Raw genomic sequence first — 23,311 nt, 5'->3', positions numbered from 1 at the left:
CATGAGCGCCAACAAACAGCAACTGCTCAAGCGTCATCGCAAGCGCAAACGGGTGATCCTGCTGCTGGCGTTGGTCATGCTGCTGCTCTCGGCGTTGTGGGCGCCATGGTTGCCGCCCGTGCTCGCGGTGTTGCTGTGGGTGGCCCATGAGGCCTGGTTTTCCGACCACCTGTTCTATGTGCCGGGCAGCGACTACCAGTACGACCTGCAAGCCAGTGAGCGCCATGCGCTGCGCGGCCAGGATGGCGTGCTGGCCTTGCCGGGCGATTGCTCGCTGGACGGCAGCGAGACCCTGTTGTTGCAGGTGAGCCTGCGTGCCGGCTGGTTGGGGCGGCTGTTCGATCCGGCAGTACGCATCGAAGGTGGTGCAGCCGATTGCCAGGCTTTCGAGCGGGGTGTGCGGGGTGTGCGTTATCTGAATTTGAGCGGGCAGGCCGAGGCGCTGCGCGCCGGGAGGTTACGCCTGAGCGGTCGTCATTGCCACATCGCGCCGGAGATGGAGCTGCTGGTGCTGCGCCACCCCGACTACCTGGCCGGCACCCTGATGGTTATCGCTCCCCATGCCGACGATGCCGAGCTGGCGGCGTTCGCTGCCTATTCCCAGGCGAAGAGCAGCTGGATCGTGACCCTCACCGCTGGCGAGATCGAGAACGAGTACTACCGCGACACCTTTGGCCTCGACCTGGCCGAGGCGGCCCGGCTCAAGGGTCAATTGCGCAGTTGGGACAGCGTCGCCGTGCCGCGTTGGGCCGGCGTGCCTTCCAGCCAATGCGTGCAGTTGGGCTATTTCTGCATGCAGTTGCCCGCCATGCAGGCCGAGCCTGGGGCATCGGTTCCGTCGCGCGAGGCAGACCTGGCCGACACCCGGCCATTCCGTCGTTTCAATGAGGTCGCGTTGCAAAGCGACGCCGATGGCCGACCGACCTGGACCAACCTGGTCCAGGACCTGCGCGAGCTCATCGAGCGCGCGCGTCCGACAACCATCGTGATGCCTCACCCGACCCTTGATCCGCACCCGGACCATGTCTGTGCCCATGACGCCTTGCAGCAGGCGTTGCAGAGCGTCGACTGGCGACCTGAAACCCTGCTGTTCTACGCCAACCACCTGCATGACAATGACCGTTGGCCGATGGGCGATGCCGGTATGGGGGTGCCTTTACCGCCCTTCTTCGATGCAGGCATGCCCATGCGCCCCTGGGTGCTAGGGGTGAGTGCGCAAGAGCAGAGGCAAAAGGCCATCGCTTTGGGTATGATGCACGACCTGCAGCCCGCGGCTCCGCTCAAGCGCCGAATCCGCCGATTCCTGCAGCGCTGCCTCGCCGCCCGGCGCTGGCCCGCATTCGGTGAAAATGAATTCTTCCGCAAGGCCGTGCGGCGCCACGAACTGTTGTGGGTCGGCACAATGATCGACAAGAGAGAGCCACGGTGAAAGTCCTGTTCCTGGTCCAGAAAGAGCAACGCGCCATCCTGGACCGTCTGTACGAAGGCATCGCGGCTGACTGCGAGTGCGATATCCGTTGGCTGACCGATGCCGAGCAGGCGGATCTGCGCGGTTACTTCCGCCAGCATGTGCAGGTCGAGCAGTACGATCGCATCCTGTTTTTCCTGCGGTTCAAGAAAGAGATGCGTCAGGTGCGTTTCATTCGTACGATCCCGAACCTGGTGATCCTCGAGCACGACGCGTACCAGAACTACATCCCCTGCAAGTACACCGGCAAGTTCAGCGAGTACTATCGCCAGTTGCCGTGGGCGCGGGTCATTACCTCGGGCGCGGTGGTTACCCGCCGTCTGCGCGACGAGGGCTTCGACGCGGTATTCGTGCCCAAGGGCTACGACCAGGGGCTGCTGCGCAACGAAAACCGCGAGCGGGATATCGAGTTGGCGTTCGTCGGCAGCCTGCGCAGCGTGGCCTACTCCGGGCGCAAGCAGATGCTCGAGTCGATCGCCGCGGTGGAAAATCTGCTGATCACGCGCACCAAGTCTGGCGAGGAGTACAGCCAGACCCTCAGCCGTATCCGCTTTTTCGTCAGTGCCGACGTCGGCATGGGCGAGTACATGATCAAGAACTTCGAAGCCATGGCCTGTGGCTGTGTCCTGTTCGCCTATGACCAGGGCGAGGAGGAGAACCAGGCGCTGGGCTTCGTCGACATGCACAATATCGTGCTCTACCGCGACCTCGAGCAGTTGCGCGAGAAGCTTGCCCAGCTGCGTGACGATCTCGCCCTGGCCGAGCGCATCTCGCGCAATGGCCAGCAGTTGGTCGAGCAGCGCTACACCTTCCACGCGCTCGGGCAGGCGATCACCGAGGCCATGCGCGCGCCGCTGCGTCCGGCCGCGAAGTCCGGCCTGCTGGAGCGTTTGCTGCTGGCCATCGGCCTGTCGCGTTAGTCCCCACTCATCGAGGAAGCCATGATCTTCAGTGAAAACAGCGAGATCACACTGGTGGTGACCAGCTGTGGTCGATTCGAACTGCTCAAGCGCACGCTCGAAAGTTTCGACCTCTACAACACGGCGCCCATCCGTGAAGTCTTCATCACCGAAGACTCCGGTGACGAGGCGGTGCGCGGCTGTATCCCCGAGCATTGGCGCGAACATACCACCTTCATTGTCAACAACCCCAAGCTTGGGCAGTTGCGCTCGGTGGATGCCGCCTATTCGCAGGTCAAGACGTTCTGGGTGTTCCATTGCGAGGACGACTGGGCCTTCTATCGCCCGGGCTTCGTCGAGGAATCCCAGGCGCTGCTGGAGGCCGACCCGCAAGCGTTGCAGGTCTGGCTGCGCAGCTTCAACCATGACCTGCAGGTACACAGCCCCTATGTGTTCCTCGAGGCGCGTCAGGTGCTGCAGGGTATTGCCTTCCACAAGCTGGGCTCGCACAAGGCGGAATGGCAGGGGTTCTCGTTCAACCCAGGCCTGCGCCGACTCGCCGACTATCAGGCGCATGCGCCCTACGCATCGCACTCCGGCGAAAAGAGCCTGTCGCGGCTATACGCGGAGCGGGACCGCTACGCGTTGATCCTGGAAAACGATGCCGTGCTGCACACGGGTTTCGGCGAGCATGTGGAAATGCCGGAAGAAAAAATCAAGAAGGCACGTCGCAAGCGCATGGATCGCATCCGCTTGTTGGGTGTGCTGGTCGTTGGGCTCTTGCTTGGATGGGTGTTGAAGGATGTTTGAAGGGATTGGCAACGATAACCGCACGAGCCGGCGCTACTTCAGCGCGGCATTGATCGTGTTCCTGGCCAGCTTCGTGCTGATGGCCTCATCGAAATGGACCAACAACCTCTTCTACGCGTTCATCGCGTTGCCAGGCCTGGTATTCCTGGTGAAGGAGCGAGGCGCCGGGCTGTTGAGCGATAAGCTTGGTCTGGCGTGGCTGGTGTTCCTGCTGTGGTTCCTGGTGCCGGCGGCGATTGCCGGTGACGGGCAGTTCTACAAGCACATCGTCTACGTGACGTTGTTTGTCTTCGTCGTGGCCGGCTTGGTGAATCACGAATTTCTGCGTTCCTGGGTATTTGCTCGCGCGCTGTTCTGGGTCATCTGCCTGTATATCTATGGCTATGCGCTCTACGCCTATGCGACAGGGTTGTATGCCGTGGGCCAGCGTGTCGATCTGCTGCCGGCGCGGATGGAAAACGTGATTTACGTCAGCATCTGGCTGCTGTGCGCCCTGGCGCTGGTCATGCCGCACTGGCTGCGTCGGCAGCGCTGGGTCGAGGCCTTTGCCGCCGTGGTGCTTTCGTTGGTGGCGGTGAGCTTCGTGCTGCAGACCCGCACGGCCATGGTCGGTGCTGCCTTCCTGTTCGCTGCCTGGGCGGCTTGGGCGCTGTGGCGCTTCCCGCGAATCGCTGGCGCCTGGTTGCTGGTGTTCGCGGTGCTGGGTGGCGTGGTGCTCTGGTTGATCAAGGACGCTGGTTGGGTGCATTCGGTCATCGCTCGTGGCGACTCCTTCCGTGGTGAGCTGTTCCGCGTCATGGTCGGCGAATGGCAGAACTGCGGCTGGGCCTTGGGTTGCGGCGTCGAGTTCCATACCGACAAGTTGCTTGCCGGCACCATGCCGATCCAGCATCCGCACAACATTTTCGTTGCCTTGGGTCTTTACACCGGCGGTGTCTCGCTGGTGCTGTTCCTGGTGATCGTCGCGATGACCCTGGTCCAGGCTGTGCGTTTGCGTGATCCGTGGGGCATGTACCTGGCCTGCGCCCTGGTGATGCTGAACTTTGACGGCAGCAAGCTGATTGGCAATCCGGATGAGCTGTGGCCGCTGGTACTGCTGCCGGCGGCCATGGTGCTGGGCCGTGGCTTGCAGCAGCGCTGCTCGATAGGCTGATCCCTTACGGGTTGCGAAATTGATAGGGAGCTGCTTGCAGCTCCCTTTTCGTTGTGGCGGAGAGCTCAGGCCAGGGCGCTGGTCAGGTCCTGGCGGCGGCACACCTGCTGGCTGGCCAGGTAAGCCTCGACGAAGGCGTTGTCGCCATCGCCAAGCAGCCACTGACGATCTTCGCGGTAGCGCAGCATGTGGCGGAAATTGCGCAGGCGTTGCGACCTGCGCAGTGGCGAGCGGCTGGTGCGCAGGTCGGCGACGTCGATCAGCCCCAGCTCGCCTTCGGGGGTGAGTACCACGTTACCCAGGTGCGCCGAGCGGAAATACACCCCGGTGTCGTGCAGCCTGGCAATGAAGCGTCCAAGTTGCCCACGCAGCCCGCTCTGCGTGTCGGATTGCTCCAGCAGTTGGCGCAGGGTGTGGCCGGGCAGCGGTTCGTAGTGCACGGCATCGCGGGCAATCTCGGCGATCCGGTAAACCGCCTTGACCTGCGGGCAGGGGATGCCGCGTTCGGCCAGGGCCAGGCAATTGTCGGCGAAGCGCCGGGCATAGGGGTACCAGGCCGCCGAGCTGATCAGGCGCTTGCGCCGGAACAGCTTGAGCATCGAGCCGTCCCTCAGGCGCAGGACCTTGTCGCCAGTGCCATCGGCTTCGAGGACGTGGGCGCCCTCGCGCAGGGCAAGGTAACGGGCGTGGTCAAGTGCGTGCATCAAGCCTCCGGGGCCAGGTTCGGGACAGCCGTCTATCTTAACCTGCGGCGGGCGGTGCAAGACACCGCGTGTGTTATAATCCCGACTCTTTTTGACCCGACGGATTCTCATGACAGTTCCCGAATCGTCTTCCCCTGCAAGCCTGAAGATCTACCTGCGCCTGCTGGGCTACGTCAAACCCTATATCGGCATCTTCCTGCTGAGCATCGTCGGTTTCGTGATCTTCGCCTCGACCCAGCCGATGCTGGCCGGGATCCTCAAGTATTTCGTCGACGGCCTGAGCAATCCGCAGGCAGTACTGTTCCCCGACGTGCCCTACCTGCGTGACCTGCAGTTGCTGCAGGCGGTGCCGCTGCTGATCATCCTGATTGCCGCCTGGCAAGGATTGGGTTCGTTCCTCGGCAACTACTACCTGTCCAAGGTCTCGCTGTGCCTGGTGCACGATCTGCGGGTCGAGTTGTTCAACAAGCTGCTGGTCCTGCCCAACCGCTACTTTGACAACCACAATTCCGGGCACCTGATCTCGCGCATCACCTTCAACGTGACCATGGTCACCGGGGCCGCCACCGACGCCATCAAGGTGGTCATCCGTGAGGGCCTGACGGTGGTGTTCCTGTTCGCCTACCTGCTGTGGATGAACTGGAAGCTGACGCTGGTGATGGTGGCGATCCTGCCATTGATCGCGGTGATGGTGAGCACCGCCAGCAAGAAGTTTCGCAAGCAGAGCAAGAAGATCCAGGTGGCCATGGGCGACGTCACCCACGTGGCCTCCGAGACCATCCAGGGTTACCGCGTGGTGCGCAGCTTCGGTGGCGAAAGCTACGAGGAGCGCCGTTTCGAGAAGGCCAGCCAGAGCAACACCGACAAGCAACTGCGCATGACCAAGACCGGCGCGCTGTACACGCCGATGCTGCAACTGGTGATCTACACTGCCATGGCGGCGCTGATGTTCCTGGTGCTGTTCCTGCGCGGCGAGGCTTCCGCGGGCGACCTGGTGGCCTACATCACCGCTGCGGGCCTGCTGCCCAAGCCGATTCGCCAGCTCTCCGAAGTCAGCTCGACCATCCAGAAGGGCCTTGCCGGCGCCGAGAGCATCTTCGAGCAACTGGACGAGAAGCCCGAAGTCGACAACGGCACCATCGAGAAGGCGCGGGTCGAGGGGCGCCTGGAAGTGCGCAACCTCAGCTTCACCTACCCGGGGACCGAGCGTCAGGTGCTCAGCGATATCAGCTTCACCGCCGAGCCCGGGCAGATGATCGCCCTGGTGGGGCGCTCGGGCAGTGGCAAGTCGACGCTGGCGGCGTTGATCCCGCGCTTCTACCACCACACGGAAGGGCAGATCCTGCTCGACGGCGTGGAGATCGAGGAATACCGCCTGCGCAACCTGCGCCGGCATGTTTCCCAGGTGACCCAGCATGTCACCCTGTTCAACGACACCGTGGCCAACAACATCGCCTACGGCGACTTGGCCGGCGCGCCACGCGCGGATATCGAGGCCGCCGCCGCCGATGCCTATGCCAAGGAGTTCGTCGACCAGTTGCCCAAGGGCTTCGATACCGAAGTCGGCGAGAACGGTGTGCTGCTTTCCGGCGGCCAGCGCCAGCGCCTGGCGATTGCCCGGGCCTTGCTCAAGAATGCGCCGCTGCTGATTCTCGACGAGGCCACCTCGGCCCTGGATACCGAGTCCGAACGGCATATTCAGGCGGCCCTGGACCATGTGATGGAAGGGCGCACCACCTTGGTGATCGCACACCGGCTGTCGACCATCGAGAAGGCCGACCTGATCCTGGTCATGGACCAGGGCCGCCTGGTGGAGCGTGGCACCCACGCCGAACTGCTCAAGGCTAATGGCCATTACGCCCGTCTGCACGCCATGGGGCTGGACGAGGCCGAAAAGGCCAACATCACCTGAGTCAGCGTCACGGCGGGGCCTCGAAGGCCTCGCCGGTCAATCGATACAGCATCGCCGCGGTTGGCCGTAAAGTCCTGCGCATCCCTGTGCTAATATCCTGCCCCTGTTCACTTTTCCAAAAATGGGTTGCCCATGAAGTTGTCCATGCCGCGTTTCGATCAAGCCCCGGTACTGGTGGTCGGCGATGTCATGCTCGACCGCTACTGGCATGGCGGTACTTCGCGTATTTCGCCTGAAGCGCCAGTGCCGGTGGTCAAGGTCGATCAGATCGAGGATCGCCCCGGCGGCGCGGCCAACGTGGCCTTGAACATCGCTGCCCTCGGCGCGCCCGCTTCTCTGGTCGGCGTCACCGGCCAGGACGAGGCTGCCGACAGCCTCGCCAACAGCCTGCACGCCGCCGGTGTGCGCTCGATCTTCCAGCGTATCGCCCACCAGCCGACCATCGTCAAGTTGCGGGTGATGAGTCGTCACCAGCAACTGCTGCGCATCGACTTTGAAGAGCCGTTCGCCACCGACCCGCTGTCGCTGGGTGCGGAGGTCGATGCCCTGCTCGAAGGTATCAAGGTGCTGGTGCTGTCCGACTACGGCAAGGGTGCGCTGCAGAACCATCAGGCGCTGATCCAGGCCGCCCGCGGCAAGGGCATCCCGGTACTGGCCGACCCCAAGGGCAAGGATTTCTCGATCTACCGCGGTGCCAGCCTGATCACCCCGAACCTCAGCGAGTTCGAGACCATCGTCGGCCGTTGCGCCGATGAAACCGAGCTGGTCGCCAAAGGCCTGAAACTGCTCGAAGAACTGGACCTGGGCGCACTGCTGGTGACCCGAGGCGAGCATGGCATGACCCTGCTGCGTACCGGCCACCCGGCCCTGCACCTGCCGGCCCGCGCCCGTGAGGTGTTCGATGTCACCGGTGCCGGCGACACGGTGATTTCCACCCTCGCCGCCGCCATTGCCGCGGGCGAGGACCTGCCGCATGCCGTCGCCCTGGCCAACCTGGCCGCCGGCATCGTGGTCGGCAAGCTGGGTACCGCCGCCATCAGCGCGCCTGAACTGCGTCGCGCCATCCAGCGTGAAGAGGGCTCGGAGCGCGGCGTGCTGGGCCTGGAGCAGCTACTGCTGGCCATCGACGATGCCCGTGCGCACAACGAGAAGATCGTCTTCACCAATGGCTGCTTCGATATCCTCCACGCGGGTCACGTGACCTACCTGGAACAGGCTCGCGCCCAGGGCGACCGGCTGATTGTCGCCATCAACGACGATGCCTCGGTCAGCCGCCTGAAAGGCCCAGGCCGGCCGATCAACAGCGTCGACCGACGCATGGCCGTGCTGGCCGGCCTCGGTGCGGTGGACTGGGTCATCAGTTTCCCTGAGGACACGCCGGAGAACCTGCTGCGCCAGGTCAAGCCGGATGTGCTGGTCAAGGGCGGTGACTACGGTATCGACCAGGTGGTCGGTGCCGATATCGTCAAGGCCTACGGCGGCACGGTGAAGGTGCTGGGGCTGGTGGAGAACAGTTCGACCACGGCGATCGTCGAGAAGATCCGCAAGCACTGATACGTTGCAGATCGCGGGGCAAGCCCGCTCCCACGAAGCATTGGGAGCAGGCTTGCCCCGTATTCATTTATGCAGCGAGGTCCGCGCCCGGGCTAGCAGTTCCCGTGCCTTGTCTCCGAACCGTTCCAGGTGGGACGCCGGCGCGGGCTTGCTTTCGACCAGCCCCTGCTGCTTCAGCCAGTCCTTCCAGCGCACCCGCTCATCCCGCACCACCCAGCCATCCTGGCGGGCGAAGCTCTCGGCCAGCCACAGTCCGCGCGTACCCGCAGGTGTCAGCTGGTCCTTCTTCAAGGTGTACAGTTCGGCCACGGGTTGACCGTCCTTGAGCGGCATCAGGTAAAGGTCCGGCCGCTTGCGATTGAGCCTGGCCACCAGCTGATCGCCCTCCAGGCGCTCGTCAACATGGAACAGGCTCAGCGACTTGGCTTCCCTGGGCACCTGAAGGCGCAGGTCGTAGATCAGCTGCAACGACGCCGTGGGCAGGTGCACATAGGCGCGTGGCCGCTCCAGCAGCATCAGGTTGGCGCAATGCACTGGCCGGGCGGCGCCGGACTCGGGCGACAGCACGAACGGCAGGGCCTCGCGATAATGCAGGGCGTCGGCATAGGGCGCTGGCAGCCAGGTGTCGTTGAAGCGACCGCCCAGCCAGCCCTCGGGGGTTTCCAGCAGGCATTCCTCGGCCACTTCCTGGATCGCCGTGTGCAGCGGCAGGTTCAGCTCGTGGGCCGGGACATAGCCGGAAATCAGCTTGAGCACCACGTCGCCACGGTCCTGGCGGCGCTGGCGGACCAGCACCCAGTAGTCGCGGCCCTGCCAGTGCAGGGTCAGGCGCACCGACACGCCGAGGTTGGCCAGTTCCGCCACGAAGTGCTCGGGGTCGGCGACCTGGATGGCCTTGCGCCGCTGCAGGGTCTGGGCGAAATTCAGCGGCATGCCGATGCTCTGGTAGGTCAGGCCTTCGGGCGTGGCCTCGACGTGCAGCGGCAGAGTCTTGAAGTTGCTCGGATTCTTGCGGATCAGCGTACGCGGCACGAGGCTCCTCCTTGCGTTGGTCCCCCGCCCGGGCGGCTCAGGGCCGGCCCAGGATGCGGGCGACGGTGGCCACGTTGTGGGCCAGATGCAGCGGGTTGATGGTGCCGACAATGGCACTGCTCACGCCCGGGTGGGCGAACAGCAATTCGAAACTGGCCTGCACCGGATCGACCCCGGGCGCCAGGCAGATATGTCCGCTGGCCAGGGCTTTCTTCACCAGAATGGCCTTGCCGTGTTCGGCAGCGTAGTCCAGCACGGGCCGCTCCGCCTGCTCGTTGAGGTTGTAGGTGACCATGGCGCAATCACCTTGCTCCAGCGCCTTCAGGCCGCCGGCGACAGTCTTGCCGGACAAACCATAGCCGAGAATCTTGCCTTCCTGCTTGAGCGCGGCAAGGGTTTCGTACACCCCCTCCTGCTCGAGGATCGCCAGGTCGTTGCCGTCGGAATGCACCAGCACCAGCTCGATGCGGTCGGTCTCCAGGCGCTTGAGGCTGCGCTCGACCGAGCGGCGGGTGTGGGCGGCGCTGAAATCGAAGTGCGACTGGCCGGCTTCGAACTCTTCGCCGACCTTGCTGACGATCACCCACTGGTCGCGCTGGCCGCGCAGCAACGGGCCGAGGCGCTCCTCGCTGCGGCCATAGGCCGGTGCGGTGTCGATCAGGTTGATGCCCAGCTCGCGGGCCTGGGCGAGCAGCAGGCGGGCGGTTTCGTCATCGGGGATGGTGAAACCGTTGGGGTACTTCACGCCCTGGTCGCGGCCAAGCTTGACCGTACCCAGGCCCAGCGGCGACACGCGCAGACCGGTGCTGCCCAGGGGGCGGTGATGATCGTGCAGGGTCGGCAGGCTCATGGCAGCAGTTGCTCCCAGGCAGGCAGTGCCAGTGGTGGGCGGGGCAGGTCGGCGAGGTCCGGCAGGCTCGCCGGGCGAATGCCGTCACGTTCGAAGCTGGCCAACACGCGATCGGCGAAGTCCGGCGCCAGGGCCAGCTTGGTCGGCCAGCCGACCAGCAGGCGCTGCTGGTCGGCGAGGAAGGCGTTGTCCGGGCGCACCAGGCCCGATTGCGCGGGCTCGGCACGGTCGACGCGCAGGGTGGCCCAGCGCACCTGGGCCTGGTCGACCCACGGCAACAGGCTGGCGACTTCCTTTTGCGCCGCGGCGATCTGCGCGGCGGGCTCGCGGGCCACGCCATCGGCCTCGGCGATGTCGCCACCCAGGTACCACACCCATTGGCCATCGGCGGCCAGGTGGGTGGTCACGGTGATGCGCGGCTTGGGCCCGCCGCCCAGGCAGTGGGCGTACAACGGCTTGAGGTTGGGGCCCTTGGCCAGGACCATGTGCAGCGGACGGCGCTGCATGGCCGGTTGGCTCAGCCCCAGGGCGTGCAGCAGCGCTTCGGTGCCGCCGCCGGCGCTGAGGACGATGCGTTGGGCGCGGATCTCGCGGCCATCGACCACCAGCCCGGCCAGTTCGTCGCCGTCGCGCAACGGTTCGATACGCTCGCCGGCCAGCAGGCTGTCGCCCGCCAACTGCGCCAGGTTGGCCAGCAGGCTGGGCACGTCGATGACCAGTTCGGCCAGGCGGTAGACCTTGCCCTTGAACGCGCGGTCTTGCAGGGCCGGCGGCAGTTGCTCGCCCTTGACCTGGTCAACCCGGCCGCGCACGGCCTTGCTGGCGAAGAAACTGGTGAGGTTGCCGGCCAGGGTGCCGGGGGACCACAGGTAGTGGGCGTCGGACAGCAGGCGGGTATCAGTCAGGTCCAGCTCGCCGTTGCCGGCCAGCGCTTCGCGCCAGCGCCGCGGCATGTCGGCGATGGCCTCGGAGGCGCCGCTGAGGGCGCCGTGCAGGGCGTACTTGGTGCCGCCGTGGATGATGCCTTGCGACTTGATGGTCTGCTCGCCACCCAGGCTGGCGCGCTCCACCAGCACCGTCGAATAGCCCAGGCGGCGCAGCCGGGCATTGAGCCAGAGGCCTGCGACCCCGGCGCCGACGATCAGCACGTCAGTGGTAATGGCGGATGGCATGCGGGCACCTCGAAAACTGGGACAGGTGCGCAGTATACAGCGTCGGGGCGGCGTGGGCTTTGCGATCCTGGGGCTGCTGTGCAGCCCTTTCGCGGCACAAGGCCGCTCCTACAGGGGCCGCGCAGGCTTGGGATTGTGGGAGCGGTCTTGTGCCGCGAAAGGGCCGCAAAGCGGCCCCAAAATCCTCAGGGAAGCATCAATGCCCGGCAGTATTGGAAAACACCTGGATCACCACCACCCCGCCGACGATCATGGCCATGCCCAGCATCGCCGGCATATCCAGCTTCTGCCCATAGATCACCAGCGCCGCGATGCTGATCAGCACGATGCCCAGCCCCGACCAGATCGCATAGGCGATGCCCACCGGAATGCTGCGCACCACCAGGGTCAGCATCCAGAACGCCACGCCGTAGCCGCACACCATCAGCAGCAGCGGCAGCGGCGTGTTCAGCCCCTTGACCGCTTTCATGGAGGCGGTGGCGATGACTTCGGCGCAGATGGCGATGGCGAGATAGGTGTAGGCGTTCATGGTGCGGGTCCTCCGTTGCTGGATGGGCATTCTAGGGAATCCCTGGATGCGGTAAAGTCATTACCTATCTGCTTTGGAGATAGGTTGGACATGACTGAACACTGGAGCCTCGAACAACTGCGCCTGTTCGTGCGGGCCGCCGAGTTGCGTTCGTTTTCCGCCGTGGCCCGCGAGCAGCGCAAGGCCCAGTCGGCGATCAGCAGCGCCATCGCCTTGCTCGAGACAGACCTGGGCGTGACCCTGTTCGAGCGCAGCAGCGGCCGGCAGCCGCGCCTGACCGAAAGCGGCGCCGCGCTGCTGGAGGACGCCCGCGAGCTGTTGCGCCAGTGCGAGCGCCTGGATGGCCGGGCGCTGGCCTTGATGCGCGGGCAGGAGGCGTTGCTGCGGGTGGCGCAGGACGAGGCCATGCCCTACCAGCCGGTGATCGACAGCCTTGACGAGCTGGCGGCGCGTTATCCCTACCTGGAGGTGCAACTGGCCAGCGGCGCCCAGGGCGATGTGGCGCGCAAGCTGGTGGAGCGGCGCGCCGACCTGGGCTTGTTCTTCCACCATGAAAGCATCCCCGCCTCGTTGGAGCGGCGCGCTCTGGGCAGTGTCGAGATGGTCACGGTGTGTGCCATCGACCACCCGCTGGCACACCTGGCCAAGGTCAGCCGCCAGCAACTGGCCCGTCACCGCCAGCTGTTGATCACTCCGCAGCAGAGCGGCTACCCCGGCGGCGAGGCGATCAGCCCGCAGGTCTGGCGCGCCGACAGTTTCTACGCCATGGCCGAGTTGCTGATGCGTGGCCTGGGCTGGGCCTGGCTGCCCCGGCATGTGGTGCAGTACCCCACCTACCAGACGCAGATGGTCGAACTGGACAGCGAGTGGCGCCCGCCGGCGCTGGTGGCGGAGCTGGCCTGGCGTCGCGACGAACCGTTGGGGCCGGCCGCGCAATGGCTGGCCGAGCGCTTCGCCGTGCACCTGCGGGCGATTGGCTGACAGGCCTTTTCATCCAGTTCCTAGTAAACTCCGCCGCCATGAACAGAACCCTCTATACCCTGCTGTTTCACCTGGGCCTGCCGCTGGTCGCGCTGCGCCTGTTCCTGCGCGGGCGCAAGGCGCCGGCGTACCGTGCGAGGATCGCCGAGCGCTTCGCCTGCCAGCTGCCGCCCATGCACCAGGGCGGCATCTGGGTGCATGCGGTCTCGGTGGGCGAGAGCATCGCCGCCGCGCCGATGGTGCGGGCCCTGCTCAAGCAGTACCCGGACCTGCCGATCACGCTCACCTGCATGACCCCGACCGGCTCCGAGCGCATCCGCGCGATGTTCGAAGGCGAGCCACGGGTGCAGCACTGCTACCTGCCTTATGACCTGCCGTGGGCGGCCGGGCGTTTCCTCGACCATGTGCGCCCGCGTCTGGGCATCATCATGGAAACCGAGCTGTGGCCGAACCACATCCACCAGTGCGCCAGGCGCGGCATCCCGGTGGCGCTGGCCAATGCCCGGCTGTCCGAGCGCTCCGCCCGTGGCTATGCCCGCTTCGCCGGCCTGACCCGGCCGATGCTCGAGGAGATGAGCCTGATCGCCGTGCAGACCGAAACCGAGGCCGAGCGTTTCCGGGCGCTCGGGGCGCACGACGAATGCGTGCAGGTGACCGGTTCGATCAAGTTCGACCTGAAGGTCGACGATCAACTGCTGCCACGGGCCCGCGCATTGCGGGAACAGTGGGCTGCCCGGCAACGTCCGATATGGATCGCTGCCAGTACCCACGATGGCGAAGACGCGTTGATTCTCGAGGCTCATCGTGAGCTGCTTAAGGTCCACAGCGATGCGTTGCTGATCCTGGTGCCGCGCCATCCCGAGCGCTTCGCGGCGGTGCATGAGCTGTGCGCCGGCCAATTCGCCACGGTGCGTCGCTCGACCGGCGATGTGGTCACGGCGCAGACCCAGGTGCTGCTGGGCGACACCATGGGCGAGCTGCTGTTCCTCTATGCTCTGGCCGACATCGCCTTCGTCGGCGGCAGCCTGGTGGCCACCGGCGGGCACAACCCGCTGGAGCCGGCGGCGCTGGCGCTGCCGGTGCTCATGGGGCCGCATGTGTTCAACTTCCTCGAGATCAGCGCGATGCTGCGCGAGGCGGGGGCGTTGCAGCAGGTGGACGACGCCGAAGGGCTGGCCGGGGCGGTGCGTCGGTTGGTCGAGCTGCCGCAGGATGCGCGGCGCATGGGCGAGGCGGGCAGGGCGGTGATGCGGGCCAACCAGGGGGCGTTGCAGCGGTTGCTGGATGGTCTGGCAGGTTTGATGAAATAAGCGTCCTTGGGAGCGCTTTGCGCTCCTTTCGCGGCACAAGGCCGCTCCTACAGGGGGTTGCGCTCTCCTATAGGAGCGGCCTTGTGCCGCGAATGGGGCGCGAAGCGGCCCCAGCTCTCAAGGCCGGCGTTCGAAGTTCTTCGCCGCCGCCGCCGCCAGGTCCGGTGGCAGGAAATCCTTGTCCGGGTTGTAGTCGGCCTTCAGGTACCGCCCCAGGTCCTGCAGGTCCTGCGGGCTCAGGGTGCCGGCGGCCTGCTTCAGGCGCAGGTTGTCGAGAATGTAGTCGTAGCGGCTGTTGTTGTAGTCACGCACCGAGGTGTACAGCTGGCGCTGCGCGTCGAGCACGTCGACGATGTTGCGGGTGCCGACCTGGTAGCCGATCTCGGTGGCCTCCAGCGCGCTCTGGTTGGAGATGATCGACTGCTTGCGCGCCTGCACCTGTTCCACGTCGGTGTTCACCGCGCGGTGCAGGTTGCGGGTGTTCTCCACCACCTGGCGGCGCAGGCTTTCGCGCTGCTGCTCGCTCTGGGTCAGGCGGGCGTAGGCCTCGCGTACCTGGGAACTGGTCAGGCCGCCGCTGTAGATCGGGATGTTCAACTGCAGGCCGACGCTGGTCTGCTCGACATCGCCGCCGTAGCGCACGCCGTTCTGCGAGGGGTTGGTGAAACCGAGGTTGTCGTTGTCGCCCTTCTGGTACTTGGCCACCGCGTCGAGGGTCGGCGCATGGCCGGCCTTGCGCTGGCGCACGGTCTCCTCGGCGGCCGCCACGGCGTGGTTGGTCGCCAGCAGGTTGAGGTTCTGCCGCCCGGCGGTCTCGACCCAGGCCTTGGCGTCGTTGGGCGTGGGCACCTGCACCGGCAGGGTGTGGACCACGCCCTGGATCGCCGTGTACTGGCGGTTGGTCAGGGTGATCAGGGCCTCGAAGGCATCCTGCACCTGGCGCTCGGCAATGATCCGGTTGGCCCGGGCGGTGTCGTAGCTGGCCTGGGACTGCAGCACGTCGGTCTTGTCCGAGAGGCCGACGTCGAAGCGCTCGTTGGATTGGTCGAGCTGGCGCTTGAAGGCGGCTTCTTCGGCCTTGGTCGAGGCCAGGTTGTCCTGGGCGCGCAGCACCGCGAAGTAGTTCTCGGCGCTCTGCAGGATCAGATTCTGCTCGGTGGCCGACAGTTCCAGGGCGGCCTGTTCGTTGACCGCTTCGGCGGCCTGCAGCTGGAACCAGCGGTCGGCACGGAAAATCGGCTGCGCCAGGGTGGCGCTCCAGGCGTTGCCGCTGCGGTTGGAGGTGACTGACGGCTCGTCGAGCTTGGTCCGGGTGTTCATCATCTCGGCGCCGGCCGAAAGGTTCGGCAACAGGCCGGCGCGGGCCTGGGGCACAACTTCACGGCGTGCGCCGTAGTCGGCGCGGGCGGCGGCCAGGTCGGCGTTGTTGTCGACCGCTTCCTGGTAGACGCTGACCAGGTCGGTCTTCACCGTCGTGGGCGTATCCGCTGCCCAGGCCACTCCGTGGGACGCACAAGACACGGCAATTGCCAGTGAGAGTTTGCGCAGCATAGGGCAATCCTTGATCAAATTTTATTTACTGTACTGTCGGGTATCGAGCGATGCGCCAGTGTAGTGCCGCACGCCGTCATCAACAATCCGCCGCTTGTGCCATTTATCACCCCCGGATTTACCCGCTTGGCTTTGCCGGCCACTCCAGTCTAGACTGCGCATGTTCTTGTCGGGGTGCCTTGAAGCAAAGGCTGAGATCGCAGAGGTGCGGATCCCGTTGAACCTGATCAGGTTAGCGCCTGCGTAGGGAACAAGATTGCTCTCATATCCCGGGAGCCTCTTGTGCCAGGTCCGGGATCGCCACAGCTGTTTACAGCCCACGGCACCCCATGTCCGGCACTGCACTCGTCAACACGGGTGCGTCCACGCCTTTCAGGTTCACCCCGACATTCCACCGCCTGGAAGCTGTCTGGAGAGCCTGTGATGAGCAAACAAGAAAAAACAATCAGTCTGAGCGAGTCGGCCCAAGTCGACCAACAGTCCGTGCAACCCCTGCCCAATTCGCGCAAGGTCTATGTCGAAGGTTCGCGCCCCGATATCCGCGTGCCCATGCGCGAGATCAGCCTGCACGACACCCCCACCGACTTCGGCGGCGAGAAGAACGCCCCGGTGCTGGTGTATGACACTTCCGGCCCGTACACCGACCCCAATGTCATCATCGACGTGCGCAAGGGCCTGGGCGATGTGCGCTCGGCCTGGATCGACGCCCGTGGCGACACCGAACGCCTGGATGGCCTGAGCTCGAACTTCGGCCAGCAGCGCCTGAACGACGCGGAGCTGGCCAAGCTGCGCTTCGCCCATGTGCGCAACCCGCGCCGCGCCAAGGTCGGCGCCAACGTCACGCAGATGCACTACGCGCGCCAGGGCATCATCACCGCCGAGATGGAATACGTCGCCATCCGCGAGAACATGAAACTGCAGGAAGCCCGCGCCGCCGGCCTGCTGAACCAGCAGCACGCCGGCCACAGCTTCGGCGCCAGCATCCCGAAAGAGATCACCCCCGAGTTCGTCCGCGAAGAGATCGCCCGCGGCCGCGCGATCATTCCAGCCAACATCAACCACACCGAGCTGGAGCCGATGATCATCGGCCGCAACTTCCTGGTGAAGATCAACGGCAACATCGGCAACAGCGCCCTGGGCTCCTCGATCGAGGAAGAAGTGGCCAAGCTGACCTGGGGCATCCGCTGGGGCTCGGACACGGTCATGGACCTGTCCACCGGCAAGCACATCCACGAAACCCGCGAGTGGATCATCCGCAACTCGCCGGTGCCGATCGGTACCGTGCCGATCTACCAGGCCCTGGAGAAGGTCAACGGCGTGGCCGAGGACCTGACCTGGGAGCTGTTCCGCGACACCCTGATCGAACAGGCCGAGCAGGGCGTGGACTACTTCACCATCCATGCTGGCGTCCTGCTGCGCTATGTGCCGCTGACCGCCAAGCGCGTCACCGGCATCGTCAGCCGCGGCGGCTCGATCATGGCCAAGTGGTGCCTGGCGCACCATAAAGAGAACTTCCTGTACACACACTTCGACGAGATCTGCGAGATCATGAAGGCGTACGACGTCAGCTTCTCGCTGGGCGACGGCCTGCGCCCGGGCTCGATCGCCGACGCCAACGACGCCGCCCAGTTCGGTGAGCTGGAGACCCTCGGCGAGCTGACCAAGATCGCCTGGAAGCACGACGTGCAGTGCATGATCGAAGGCCCCGGCCACGTGCCGATGCAGTTGATCAAGGAGAACATGGACAAGCAGCTCGAGTGCTGCGACGAGGCGCCGTTCTACACCCTCGGCCCGCTGACCACCGATATCGCCCCGGGCTACGACCACATCACCTCAGGGATAGGCGCGGCGATGATCGGCTGGTTCGGTTGCGCCATGCTCTGCTACGTCACGCCCAAGGAGCACCTGGGCCTGCCGAACAAGGATGACGTGAAGACCGGCATCATCACCTACAAGATCGCCGCCCATGCCGCGGACCTTGCCAAGGGCCACCCGGGCGCGCAGATTCGTGACAACGCGTTGTCCAAGGCGCGCTTCGAATTCCGTTGGGAAGACCAGTTCAACCTCGGCCTGGACCCGGACACCGCCCGCTCCTTCCACGATGAGACGCTGCCCAAGGAGTCGGCCAAGGTCGCGCACTTCTGCTCGATGTGCGGGCCGAAGTTCTGTTCGATGAAGATTACCCAGGAAGTGCGTGAGTACGCGGCCAAGATCGAGACCGTTGACGTGACGGTCGAACAGGGCATGCGTGAGCAGTCCGAGCGGTTCCGCCAGGAAGGCAGCCAGTTGTACCAGAAGGTGTAAGTAGACCTTGGGGGCCGCTTTGCGGCCCTTTCGCGACGCAAGGCCGCTCCCACAGGTCCTGTGTATGGCTCAAGTCATGCACGGAACCTGTGGGAGCGGCCTTGTGTCGCGATACGAGGACGCAGTCCTCGCCAGCAACAACTCCAATATTCCGGCGAGCCTCCCATGACATCACCCAGCCACTTCTCCCCCGACCACCCCGTCCCCACTCATCACCGCCAGTTCGGCGCCCGCGACCTGTTCTCGCTGTGGTTCTCCCTCGGCATCGGCCTGATGGTGCTGCAGGTCGGCGCCCTGTTGGCGCCGGGGCTGGGCCTGGCCGGCTCGATCCTGGCGATCGCCCTCGGCACGGCGGTGGGCGTGCTGCTGCTGGCGGCGGCGGGGGTGATCGGCAGCGACACCGGCCTCTCGGCCATGGCCACCCTGCGCCTGACGCTGGGTAGCCACGGCGCGCGCCTGCCGGCCTTGCTCAACCTCCTGCAGCTGGTGGGCTGGGGCTCGTTCGAAATCATCGTCATGCGCGACGCCGCCAGCCTGCTGGGCGCCCGTGCCTTCGGCGAGGGCAGTGGCTGGAGCAGCCCGCTGCTGTGGAGCCTGTGCTTCGGCGCCCTGGCCACCCTGCTGGCGGTCAGCGGGCCGCTGGCGTTCGTGCGCAAGGTCCTGCGCAAATGGGGCATCTGGCTGCTGCTGGGTGCCTGCATCTGGCTGACCTGGAACCTGTTCGCCAAGGCCGATCTGGCCGCGCTGTGGCAGCGCCCGGGGGATGGTTCGCTGTCCCTGGCCCTGGGCTTCGACATCGTTATCGCCATGCCGCTGTCGTGGCTGCCGCTGATCGCCGACTATTCACGCTTCGGCCAGCGTGCCAGCCGGGTGTTCGGCGGTACGGCGCTGGGTTTTTTCATCGGCAATGCCTGGCTGATGAGCCTGGGCGTGGCCTATACCCTGGCCTTCGCCCCGAGCGGTGAAGTGAATGCGCTGCTGCTGGCGCTGGCCGGCGCCGGGCTGGGTATTCCGCTGCTGCTGATTCTGCTGGACGAGTCGGAAAACGCCTTCGCCGACATTCATTCCGCAGCGGTTTCCACCGGGCTGTTGATCAGACTGAAAGTCGAGCACCTGGCCTTGGCCATCGGCGTGCTGTGCACGCTGATCGCCCTGCTGGCGCCGCTGGCCCAGTACCAGAACTTCCTGCTGCTGATCGGCTCGGTGTTCGCGCCGCTGTTCGGCGTGGTGCTGGTGGATCACTTCGTGGTCCGTCGCCGTCGCCTGCCGGCGCTGGTCGAGGGCTTGCACTGGCAGGCGCTGCTGGCCTGGGCGGTGGGGGTGGCGGCCTATCACCTGCTGGCCAGCCAGGCGCCGGAGCTGGGCGCTACCCTGCCGGCACTGCTGCTGGCAGGGGGGCTGCATCTGCTGCTATCGCTCAGCCGCGGCCGGGAAACAGCTCGGGCCTGATCACGCCGTTGAGGCGCGGGTAGGGGATCTTCAGCTCGACGTGGCCCATCGAGTAGGGGGCGATGGCGTAGACCTCGTACTTGATCACCACCGCGCCGTAGGTCAGGGCGATGTGCGGCGACTGCTTGAACGGCCAGGTCTTGACGAACTCGGGGTCCTTGTCCATGCCGGTGCTGATCAGCCAGGCGCGGTGGGATTCCTCGGCGGTCTTCCAGAAGGTCGCTTCCTGGCCGGGCACCAGCATGTCGTCCAGGGTCAGCACCTTGTCCAGCTTGCGCGAGTAGTTGATGAAGCCGCGCCCGGGCATGCCATGGGCACCGCCGCTGTCCAGGTAGCTGGACAGCTCGACGATCACCAGCCCGTCATGCTGCTCGCGTACCTTGGCTTGCAGGTAGCTGCTGTTGCGCTTGTCGGCGCGGGCCAGGTACTGCTGTTCATAGGCTTGCAGCGAGGCCGGCGGGGTGCCGCGCTGGTTGTCCTCGGTGAGCATCAGCAGGCGTTTCTCGATGATGGCGTCGAGCTTGGGCAGGGCGGGGAAGTGCACCACGTCGATGTTGACCAGCGGGCAGTCGCTCTCGCTGCAGCCGGGCTTGACGTGTTCCCAGGCCTCGCGCTTGACCTCGAGCGGGGCGCGGTAATTGGGCGCGAACAGGCTCTGGCAGGCGCCGAGCGCCAGTGCCAGGACGGCCACGGAAGTCAGTTTGACAAGCGTCATGTTGCCTCTTTCACAACGGTGATGATCGGCCTTGGACCGCCTGCGCGGCCTTCAGTTCGCCACTAAGCTAACAGAGAGTGCCGCGCCTGTCCCGGCTGCCCGAACGGTCGCCGGAAAGGGGTGAAACCGGGCGGCGCGCAGAGTAGGATTGCGCGATGCGGTAAACGAGGTATCAAGGAGTTTGCATGACGGACACGTTGAATTCAGTGCCCACCCAGGTCGAGATCGCCCGACGCGAGCAATTGTTCAAGGGCTTCTACAAGCTCGACAAGCTGCACTTGCGCCATGAACTGTTCGCCGGTGGCATGAGCCGTGAGTTCACTCGCGAGCTGTTCGTGCGCCATGACGCCGTCTGTGTGCTGCCCTACGATCCGCAGCGCGACGAAGTGGTACTGATCGAGCAGTTTCGCGTGGGGGCCATGGGCAAGGTCGGCAACCCCTGGCTGATCGAGATGGTCGCCGGGTTGATCGACAAGGATGAGCAGCCGGAAGAGGTTGCCCATCGCGAAGCCCAGGAAGAGGCTGGCCTGAGCTTTTCGGCACTGTGGCCGATGACGCGCTATTTCCCTTCGCCTGGTGGCAGCGACGAGTACGTCCACCTGTTCCTGGGCCGTTGCACCAGCGAGGGCGCCGGTGGCCTGCATGGCCTGGAAGAAGAGAGCGAGGACATTCGCGTGCGCGTCTGGGCGTTCGAGGACGCCCTGCAGGCGGTGCGCGACGGGCGCATATGCAACGCCGCCGCGATCATCGGCCTGCAATGGCTGGCACTCAACCGTGACGAAGTCCGAGGTATGTGGAAGTGAACCTGCTGCGCGAGCGCTATCGGGTCGACCTGGTCGGGCTGCAGTCGGCCTGCGAGGCCAACTATGCCCGCCTGATGCGCCTGCTGCCGGACATGCGCAGTACGCAGAGCTCGCGGCGCATCGGCATGACCCAGGGCGACCAGATGCTCGGCGTGCTGGTGCTCGAAGTGCTGCTGGCCTGTCCCTATACCACCACCCTGAAGGTGCGCCAGGAGCACAGCCTGCCCTGGCTGCCGGTGCCCGAGCTGGAAGTGCAGGTCTACCATGACGCGCGCATGGCCGAGGTGGTCAGCGCCGAGCATGCTCGCCGCCTGCGCAGCATCTACCCGTATCCCAACACGGCGATGCACCAGCCGGACGAGAAGGCCCAGCTCAACCTGTTCCTCGGTGAATGGCTGAGCCACTGCCTGGCCTGCGGCCACGAGTTGGAAGCGGTGCGCTGAAATGTGATGCGCGTCGGTTTCGAGTATTTGCTCGACACCGATCCGCCGCCATAATCGGTGCTGAATCCGTTCGAGGAGACGGCCGTTGCCGCAACCACACTCACTTCCGTCACCCATCCATGTGGTGCAACTGACCGACGCCCACCTGTTCGCCGACCCGGCGGGCACCTTGCTGGGCCTGAATACCCGCGCAAGCCTCGGGCATGTGATCGATCAGGTGCGCCGCGAGCAGCCGCGCATCGACCTGCTGCTGTGCACGGGTGATCTGTCGCAGGATGCCAGCGTTGCCTCCTACCAGGTATTTAGCGAGTTGACCTCGAAGTTGGGAGCGCCGGCGCGCTGGCTGCCGGGCAATCATGACGAGGCCCAGGTGATGCTGGCCGTGGCGCCGGAGCTGGTGCAGGCGGTGACGGACATTGGTCAATGGCGCATCGTCATGCTCGATTCGGCAGTGGTCGGTGCCACCTTCGGCGTGTTGGCGGATGACCAGCTGGCGTTGTTGGACCAGGCGCTGAACAGTGCGGGCGAACGCCATTGCCTGGTGTGCTGCCATCACCAGCCGGTGGATATTGGTTGTGCCTGGATCGCGCCGATCGGTCTGCGCAACGCCGATGAACTGTTGCAGCGCCTGCACGGTTATCCACAGGTGAAGGCGATGCTGTGGGGGCATATCCATCAGGAATGGGACGAGGTGCGCGCCGGCATCCGTTTCCTTGCCACGCCGTCGACCTGCATCCAGTTCGCGCCGCGCAGCGAGGAGTTCAGGGTGAGCGAGGAGCAGCCGGGCTACCGCTGGTTGCGTCTGCATGCCGACGGGCGGTTGGAGACCGGGGTGGAGCGGGCGCGCGATTTCGAGGTGAGGCTGGATTTCGACAGTCCGGGCTACTGAGTCGGGGGACCACTTTGCGGTCCTTTCGCGACACAAGGCCGCTCCCACAGAGATCGTGCCACCGGCTGTTTGAAGAATTTGTTGCGAAAATCCCCCCGCTGCGCCAATGCCCTTCGAACGCGCTACACTGCGCGTCTTTGCGTCCGGGGGCAGCATGTCGGGTTCCATCCTCTATATTCATGGCTTCAACAGCTCGCCGCTGTCGAAGAAGGCGCGCCAGCTCGAGGCGGTGATGCAGCAGCTCGGCCTGGCCGAGCAACTGCGCGTCCCGGCCCTGCATCACCACCCGCGCCAGGCCATTGTTCAGCTGGAGGCCGCCATCGCCGAGCTCGGCACCCCCTTGCTGGTCGGCAGCTCACTCGGCGGCTACTATGCCACCCATCTGGCCGAGCGCCACGGCCTCAAGGCCCTGCTGGTCAACCCGGCGGTTGGCCCGCACCGCCTGTTCGACGGCTACCTTGGCACCCAGCGCAACCTTTATACCGATGAGGCCTGGGAGCTGACCCACGATCACGTGGACGCCCTGGCCGAACTGGAAGTGCCGCCGCCGCAGGACGCCGCCCGCTATCAAGTGTGGTTGCAGACCGCCGATGAAACACTGGACTATCGCCACGCCGAGCGCTATTACCGCGCCTGTGCCCTGCGTATCCAGGCCGGTGGCGACCACAGCTACCAGGGCTTCGCCGAGCAGCTCCCGGCCCTGCTGGCCTTCGCCGGCATTGCCCGCGGGCAGTATGCGGCGCTGGATTTTTCTGTATTTTGACTTTTGCATTCACCAGACTG

General features: G+C 65.3%; 21 protein-coding genes and 1 riboswitch. Of the genes, 14 read left to right on the top strand and 7 right to left on the bottom strand.

All coding sequences use genetic code 11. The features are described from left to right. Position 1: 1 nt before the first annotated feature. From V0R62_RS22935 to V0R62_RS22920, 4 genes are read left to right on the top strand one after another with little or no spacing between them, the layout of a single operon-like run. On the top strand, positions 2–1,429 hold the full coding sequence (locus tag V0R62_RS22935) for a PIG-L family deacetylase (protein ID WP_330105340.1): 1,428 nt from the start codon (positions 2–4) through the stop codon (positions 1,427–1,429). Beyond that, positions 1,426–2,388, top strand: a complete 963-nt coding sequence (locus V0R62_RS22930) for a glycosyltransferase family protein (RefSeq protein WP_330105339.1) — start codon at positions 1,426–1,428, stop codon at positions 2,386–2,388. Before V0R62_RS22935 ends, V0R62_RS22930 begins: the two co-directional genes overlap by 4 nt. A gap of 21 nt (positions 2,389–2,409) precedes the next feature. Continuing rightward, positions 2,410–3,177: a glycosyltransferase family 2 protein gene (locus tag V0R62_RS22925; RefSeq protein WP_330105338.1), complete on the top strand. Its 768-nt coding sequence runs from the start codon at positions 2,410–2,412 to the stop codon at positions 3,175–3,177. Continuing rightward, entirely contained in the window at positions 3,170–4,330 is a 1,161-nt protein-coding gene (locus V0R62_RS22920; protein ID WP_330105337.1) for an O-antigen ligase domain-containing protein, read from the top strand. Before V0R62_RS22925 ends, V0R62_RS22920 begins: the two co-directional genes overlap by 8 nt. Positions 4,331–4,395: 65 nt before the next feature. Here the strand turns inward: V0R62_RS22920 and V0R62_RS22915 are convergent, their stop codons facing one another. Then, a complete protein-coding gene (locus V0R62_RS22915) occupies positions 4,396–5,034 on the bottom strand; it encodes a phosphotransferase (protein ID WP_330105336.1) in 639 nt (212 codons plus the stop codon). Positions 5,035–5,143: 109 nt separating this feature from the next. Here V0R62_RS22915 and msbA point away from each other — a divergent pair, with 109 nt between their 5' ends. Both msbA and hldE read left to right on the top strand, forming a co-directional pair. Beyond that, on the top strand, positions 5,144–6,946 hold the full coding sequence (gene msbA, locus V0R62_RS22910) for a lipid A export permease/ATP-binding protein MsbA (protein WP_330105335.1): 1,803 nt from the start codon (positions 5,144–5,146) through the stop codon (positions 6,944–6,946). A gap of 132 nt (positions 6,947–7,078) precedes the next feature. Then, a complete protein-coding gene (gene hldE, locus V0R62_RS22905; protein ID WP_330105334.1) occupies positions 7,079–8,500 on the top strand; it encodes a bifunctional D-glycero-beta-D-manno-heptose-7-phosphate kinase/D-glycero-beta-D-manno-heptose 1-phosphate adenylyltransferase HldE in 1,422 nt (473 codons plus the stop codon). Positions 8,501–8,563: 63 nt separating this feature from the next. On the opposite strand, the gene V0R62_RS22900 is transcribed toward hldE, so the two are convergent. The 4 genes from V0R62_RS22900 to V0R62_RS22885 all read right to left on the bottom strand — a co-directional run bounded on the left by V0R62_RS22900 (position 8,564) and on the right by V0R62_RS22885 (position 12,083). Then, the gene (locus tag V0R62_RS22900; RefSeq protein ID WP_330105333.1) at positions 8,564–9,532 is read right to left on the bottom strand and encodes a metal ABC transporter ATPase; all 969 of its coding nucleotides are present in this window, start codon (positions 9,530–9,532) and stop codon (positions 8,564–8,566) included. Between the two features lie 37 nt (positions 9,533–9,569). Then, positions 9,570–10,382, bottom strand: a complete 813-nt coding sequence (locus tag V0R62_RS22895) for an aldo/keto reductase (protein WP_330105332.1) — start codon at positions 10,380–10,382, stop codon at positions 9,570–9,572. Beyond that, positions 10,379–11,554: an NAD(P)/FAD-dependent oxidoreductase gene (locus V0R62_RS22890; RefSeq protein WP_330105331.1), complete on the bottom strand. Its 1,176-nt coding sequence runs from the start codon at positions 11,552–11,554 to the stop codon at positions 10,379–10,381. The genes V0R62_RS22895 and V0R62_RS22890 overlap by 4 nt, the downstream gene beginning before the upstream one ends. A gap of 196 nt (positions 11,555–11,750) precedes the next feature. Next, positions 11,751–12,083, bottom strand: a complete 333-nt coding sequence (locus V0R62_RS22885; RefSeq protein ID WP_110734838.1) for a DMT family transporter — start codon at positions 12,081–12,083, stop codon at positions 11,751–11,753. Positions 12,084–12,173: 90 nt separating this feature from the next. On the opposite strand from V0R62_RS22885, the gene V0R62_RS22880 reads away from it, so the two are divergent. Next, a complete protein-coding gene (locus V0R62_RS22880) occupies positions 12,174–13,064 on the top strand; it encodes a LysR family transcriptional regulator (protein ID WP_050707182.1) in 891 nt (296 codons plus the stop codon). Between the two features lie 38 nt (positions 13,065–13,102). Further along, the gene (gene waaA, locus V0R62_RS22875) at positions 13,103–14,374 is read left to right on the top strand and encodes a lipid IV(A) 3-deoxy-D-manno-octulosonic acid transferase (RefSeq protein WP_330105330.1); all 1,272 of its coding nucleotides are present in this window, start codon (positions 13,103–13,105) and stop codon (positions 14,372–14,374) included. 117 nt (positions 14,375–14,491) lie between these two features. Here the strand turns inward: waaA and V0R62_RS22870 are convergent, their stop codons facing one another. Next, positions 14,492–15,925, bottom strand: coding sequence for a TolC family outer membrane protein (locus tag V0R62_RS22870; protein WP_330105329.1), 1,434 nt, complete (start codon positions 15,923–15,925; stop codon positions 14,492–14,494). Between the two features lie 160 nt (positions 15,926–16,085). Next, a riboswitch (TPP riboswitch) is annotated at positions 16,086–16,192 on the top strand. Between the two features lie 156 nt (positions 16,193–16,348). Between V0R62_RS22870 and thiC the strand changes: the two genes are divergently transcribed. Then, the gene (gene thiC, locus V0R62_RS22865) at positions 16,349–18,229 is read left to right on the top strand and encodes a phosphomethylpyrimidine synthase ThiC (RefSeq protein WP_330105328.1); all 1,881 of its coding nucleotides are present in this window, start codon (positions 16,349–16,351) and stop codon (positions 18,227–18,229) included. Positions 18,230–18,394: 165 nt separating this feature from the next. Further along, complete coding sequence (cytX, locus tag V0R62_RS22860) at positions 18,395–19,678, top strand: putative hydroxymethylpyrimidine transporter CytX (protein ID WP_330105327.1); 1,284 nt, start codon at positions 18,395–18,397, stop codon at positions 19,676–19,678. Here cytX and V0R62_RS22855 read toward each other — a convergent pair. Then, positions 19,647–20,393, bottom strand: coding sequence for an RsiV family protein (locus V0R62_RS22855; protein ID WP_330105326.1), 747 nt, complete (start codon positions 20,391–20,393; stop codon positions 19,647–19,649). The two genes, cytX and V0R62_RS22855, sit on opposite strands and share 32 nt — an antisense overlap. A 185-nt stretch (positions 20,394–20,578) precedes the next feature. On the opposite strand from V0R62_RS22855, the gene V0R62_RS22850 reads away from it, so the two are divergent. The 4 genes from V0R62_RS22850 (at position 20,579) to V0R62_RS22835 (ending at position 23,291) form a co-directional block, all read left to right on the top strand. Continuing rightward, positions 20,579–21,196, top strand: a complete 618-nt coding sequence (locus V0R62_RS22850) for an NUDIX domain-containing protein (RefSeq protein ID WP_330105325.1) — start codon at positions 20,579–20,581, stop codon at positions 21,194–21,196. Then, a complete protein-coding gene (locus tag V0R62_RS22845; protein WP_330105324.1) occupies positions 21,187–21,639 on the top strand; it encodes a DUF1249 domain-containing protein in 453 nt (150 codons plus the stop codon). The genes V0R62_RS22850 and V0R62_RS22845 overlap by 10 nt, the downstream gene beginning before the upstream one ends. Positions 21,640–21,724: 85 nt before the next feature. After that, a complete protein-coding gene (gene cpdA / locus V0R62_RS22840; protein WP_330105323.1) occupies positions 21,725–22,528 on the top strand; it encodes a 3',5'-cyclic-AMP phosphodiesterase in 804 nt (267 codons plus the stop codon). A 154-nt stretch (positions 22,529–22,682) separates the two neighbouring features. After that, a complete protein-coding gene (locus tag V0R62_RS22835) occupies positions 22,683–23,291 on the top strand; it encodes a YqiA/YcfP family alpha/beta fold hydrolase (RefSeq protein ID WP_330105322.1) in 609 nt (202 codons plus the stop codon). Positions 23,292–23,311 lie beyond the last annotated feature (20 nt).

It is taken from the genome of Pseudomonas carassii (assembly GCF_036324045.1).
GTDB lineage: Bacteria > Pseudomonadota > Gammaproteobacteria > Pseudomonadales > Pseudomonadaceae > Aquipseudomonas > Aquipseudomonas peradeniyensis.
This window is presented reverse-complemented; position numbering and strand designations above follow the sequence as displayed.